This is a genomic window from Empedobacter sp. UBA7620 (assembly GCF_002484185.1).
In the GTDB taxonomy this organism is placed as follows: Bacteria; Bacteroidota; Bacteroidia; order Flavobacteriales; family Weeksellaceae; genus Empedobacter; species Empedobacter falsenii_C.
Genome location: NZ_DLJI01000032.1, coordinates 24,161 through 28,077 on the forward strand (window position 1 = coordinate 24,161; position 3,917 = coordinate 28,077).

5 protein-coding genes and 2 pseudogenes are annotated in these 3,917 nt (G+C 31.2%); all 7 read right to left on the minus strand.

What is annotated here, in order from left to right; translation table 11 throughout:
* Positions 1-61 precede the first annotated feature (61 nt).
* The 7 genes and pseudogenes from ygiD to B2217_RS07505 all read right to left on the minus strand — a co-directional run bounded on the left by ygiD (position 62) and on the right by B2217_RS07505 (position 3,827).
* Positions 62-880 carry a 4,5-DOPA dioxygenase extradiol gene (gene ygiD, locus B2217_RS07475; protein WP_291122245.1) on the minus strand — a complete coding sequence of 273 codons (819 nt, stop codon included), beginning with the start codon at positions 878-880 and terminating at the stop codon, positions 62-64.
* 27 nt (positions 881-907) lie between these two features.
* Positions 908-1,480: pseudogene (locus tag B2217_RS07480) on the minus strand (YceI family protein).
* 216 nt (positions 1,481-1,696) lie between these two features.
* Positions 1,697-1,996, minus strand: a complete 300-nt coding sequence (locus tag B2217_RS07485; protein WP_125350083.1) for a hypothetical protein — start codon at positions 1,994-1,996, stop codon at positions 1,697-1,699.
* Positions 1,997-2,002: 6 nt separating this feature from the next.
* Complete coding sequence (gene map, locus B2217_RS07490; RefSeq protein ID WP_115000652.1) at positions 2,003-2,764, minus strand: type I methionyl aminopeptidase; 762 nt, start codon at positions 2,762-2,764, stop codon at positions 2,003-2,005.
* A gap of 136 nt (positions 2,765-2,900) precedes the next feature.
* Positions 2,901-3,156 (minus strand): annotated as a pseudogene (locus tag B2217_RS07495) (Txe/YoeB family addiction module toxin).
* Entirely contained in the window at positions 3,157-3,411 is a 255-nt protein-coding gene (locus B2217_RS07500) for a type II toxin-antitoxin system Phd/YefM family antitoxin (protein WP_221855065.1), read from the minus strand.
* A gap of 119 nt (positions 3,412-3,530) precedes the next feature.
* Positions 3,531-3,827 carry a Dabb family protein gene (locus B2217_RS07505; protein ID WP_221855064.1) on the minus strand — a complete coding sequence of 99 codons (297 nt, stop codon included), beginning with the start codon at positions 3,825-3,827 and terminating at the stop codon, positions 3,531-3,533.
* Between the last annotated feature and the right edge of the window lie 90 nt (positions 3,828-3,917).

Below are 3,917 nucleotides of genomic sequence, written 5' to 3' on the forward strand. Positions count from 1 at the left end.
TCTAAATTCCATTTTGTTGCCATAATGTTTTGTTTTTATTTGTTATTTAAATTGATTTTATTTATCCTATTTTGAATGATAACATTCCTAATGATCCATAAATTAATTTGTCATTAAAAAGTGTTACTTCCTCTTCTTTTCCTTGTAATGCTAATGCGTAAATAGCTGGCAAATAATGTTCCATAGATGGGACAGCAAGATTAAATGCGCTACCTTTTTGTACAAAATTGAACAATTCGTCGTGATTACCTGTTTGAACAATATTCTTGAATGTATCATTCACTTCATAAGCCCAATCATAACCAGCATTTGGCTCACTCCAATTTAATGCTCTCAAATTGTGTACAACATTCCCACTTCCTACTATTAATATCCCTTTACTACGCAAAGCGTCTAATTCCTTCGCTAATTCGTAATGCTCTTTTGGCGTTTTATAAACATCCAAACTCAGTTCTATCATCGGAACATCTGCTTCTGGATACAAAAATTTAATCACACTCCAAGAGCCGTGGTCAAATCCCCACATTTTGTCTAAATCAACCTCTGTTGTTTTAATTAAATTTTTGACCTCTGTTGCTAATTCTGGACTTCCTGGCGCTGGATATTCAACATCGAATAAAGCTTGCGGAAAACCATAAAAATCGTGAATCGTTTTGGGTTGTTCTAAAGCCGTAACTTTAGTTCCTTTCGTTTCCCAATGTGCCGAAATACAAATAATCGCATTTGGTTTTGGGATTGTTTTTCCAATCTTCTTCCATCCTTCTACAAAAATATTTTCTTCGATTGCGTTCATCGGAGAGCCATGTCCTAAAAATAAAACTGGCATTTTATCAGTTGTAGAAAAACTTGAAGTAATTGATTTTAACGTATTGAAATCCACGATTTTTATAATATATTTTATTTATTATTATTTAGCTTTTGAAGCTGAAAATTCTAAGTTTGATGTTAATGTAACAACATCACCTACAACAGCTTCTGGGAAATTACCACCGATGTTAAAATCACTTCTTTTTACATTTCCTTTTACTGTAAATCCGTACGTTTTAACTCCGTTATTGTTGATGCTTCCGTTGTAAACTAATTTTAATGCAACTGGTTTAGTTACTCCGTTTAATGTTAAATCACCAACCATTTTAAATTGATTTCCTTTAACACGTGTAATTCCTTTTGAAGAGAATTCTAGTTTTGAATTTTTTGCTGCATTGAAAAAATCTGCTGATTTTAAATGATTATCACGTGCCTCAACTCCTGTATTGATTTAATTGATATCTGCAACTACATGAAATTTTGCATCGCTTAAATCTTCTTTTGTAAAGTTTAAATGAACATCAAAATTTTGGAATTGTCCTTCAACATCAGAAATTGTCATGTGAGAAACAGAAAAGCCTAATTTTGAGTGCGCTTTATCATTTGTATAATTTTGAGCAAATGCAGACATTGAAGCTGCTGATAACATTAACGTGAATAATAATTTTTTCATAACGAATGATTATTTGATTGTTTTTAATTAATTATTTATTTTGATAGGACAAATTTAGCTCAGTCATCAGCGAGATTTCATTGACATAAGATAAGAAATTAAAAAGCTTGATTTTTCATCTAATAAACGATCAAATTGTATCAATTAATATTCCAAAAAGTAAAGATTTTGAATTTGTTAGCAATAAAAAAAACACTTCAATAGAAGTGTTTAATATTATTTTACTGGACTAAAATACCAGTAGGTAGATGTTTTTTTATTCTCGATTTCCAAATATTCTGGAAATGCTTGCGGTAATAAATGTAATTCTTCCGATTTTTTCAAATCTGTTAGAATCTGACGCAAAGGATATCCTTTTTTACGGTCGTGAGGAAAATATCCTTTTTCAATTAAGAAAGGCATCATATCCTTAGTTTTTACACGTTCCAACTTATTTTCTGTTAAATAAGCCTGAATATCTTCGCTCATTTTTTTGACCACTTCGCGGTCTACTTTAATATATTCGTTTCTCTTCATATAATTTTACCAATTACCATTCATGTGCGTTAATATCATAGGACCTTCAGAAGTAACCAAAACAGTATGTTCGTGTTGTGCAAAAACGCCAGGTGCATTTCCTATCATTGTCCAACCATCCGCTTGCTCAATTGCTTCGTAAGAATTTTCTGAAATAAAAGTTTCCAATGCAATAACTGAATTTTTACGGAATCGACGTTTATCATCAGGGTCTCTGAAATTCATCAAATCCAATGGTTCTTCGTGCAATGAACGCCCTACTCCATGACCAGTTAAATTCTCAATCACATGATAATGATGTTTTTTTGCTTCTTTCTCAATAATTCCACCAATATCAGCGATTTTAACTCCAGATTTTACAGCCGCAATTGCTTTTTGAAGCGCAGAAATAGATGCATCAACAATTTTTTGATAACCATTCACATCTTCTCCAACAACAATAGAACCTCCATTATCAGCCCAAAAACCACCTAATTCTCCAGAAACATCAATATTAATCACATCTCCGTCTTTCAAAATTTTATCGGCTCTTGGAATTCCGTGACAAATTTCTTCATTCACGCTTAAGCAAGTATAACCAGGAAATTGATACGTCTCGAAAGGAGCTGATTTGCAACCAAATTTGTGCATAATCTTCGCACCAAAATCGTCCAATTCTTTTGTTGACATTCCAGGTTTTACATAATCTTTCATCTCTTTAAGAGTAACGGCTACAGCTTCGCTGACTTTTTTCATTCCGATTAACTCTTCTTCTGTCTCTATAATCATTGCTTAAATTCTATTGATTTCCTTTTCAGAAATCATTTGCAAATTTACGGGTATTTGTAACGATTATTTGCTTATTTTGATAGAAATTCGTGATTATTGTATGATAGATTATATTGTTGATTGATAAAGAAGTATATCAATCATAATGAAAACGACATTTCGCAATTTGAATTTCATCTTCTACAACACGATATATTAACCGATGTTCATGATCTATTCTTCTCGACCAAAATCCTGCATATTTATTTCAAAGCTTCTGGTTTCCCCAGACCATCAAAAGGATTTCGAGCAATACCTTTAATCAATTCATTGATCTTTTTCAATTTAGATTTATCTGTTTTTTGCCAATACAAATAATCTTCCCATGATTCATCAACAAAAACGATTTTCATCTATTCTTCAATTAACTCCTTTGTAAACGTTTTCTGAGTTTTTAATTTCTCAATTGCAGCATCCAAACGCTCTTCATTTTTGCGAGAAGAAAGCTCATGATTCGTAGCCATTAGCGAATTATACTCTTCTAATGACATAATAACAACACCAGAATTTTTTCCACGATTAATAATCAATGTTTCAAAATTATTCGTCACACGATCAAAATATTCTTTAATATCTTTTCTAAATTCAGAAATATTTGTTATCAACATATGTACAATATTTTGTACAAAAATAAGTATAATTAATTATAAATAAACTTGATTTATAAAGTTTTAGAAAATAAAAAAATCCGTCAAATGACGGATTTAAGGTTATATTTTTCTAACGATTAATCTGCATCATAGATTAATACTCGTTTTGCTAATTTATTTGGACCATTCAAAAACTCGATATGTTGTGGATGTTTTTGATACGTCTCAAATTGTTCCATCGTTTCGAAAGCCGCAAACAAAGAAAACGAATACGAAGCGTCGATAACATCTCTTTCTATATTTGCAGGTGTTCCAACATGAAAAAATACTGAAGGAGCAATTGGTTCTAAATCTTTCAAAGCTTGATGAAATGTATTCACTTCAGCTTCTGTAGCGTCATCTTTTAACCAAAATAATACGTGGTGTGCTAACATAAAATTCTATTTTTTAGTATGCAATTTGCATTTTTACTTTCTTATTTTTTACTTTTTGACCGTTCAATTTTTTCAATAAATCTGGAACTT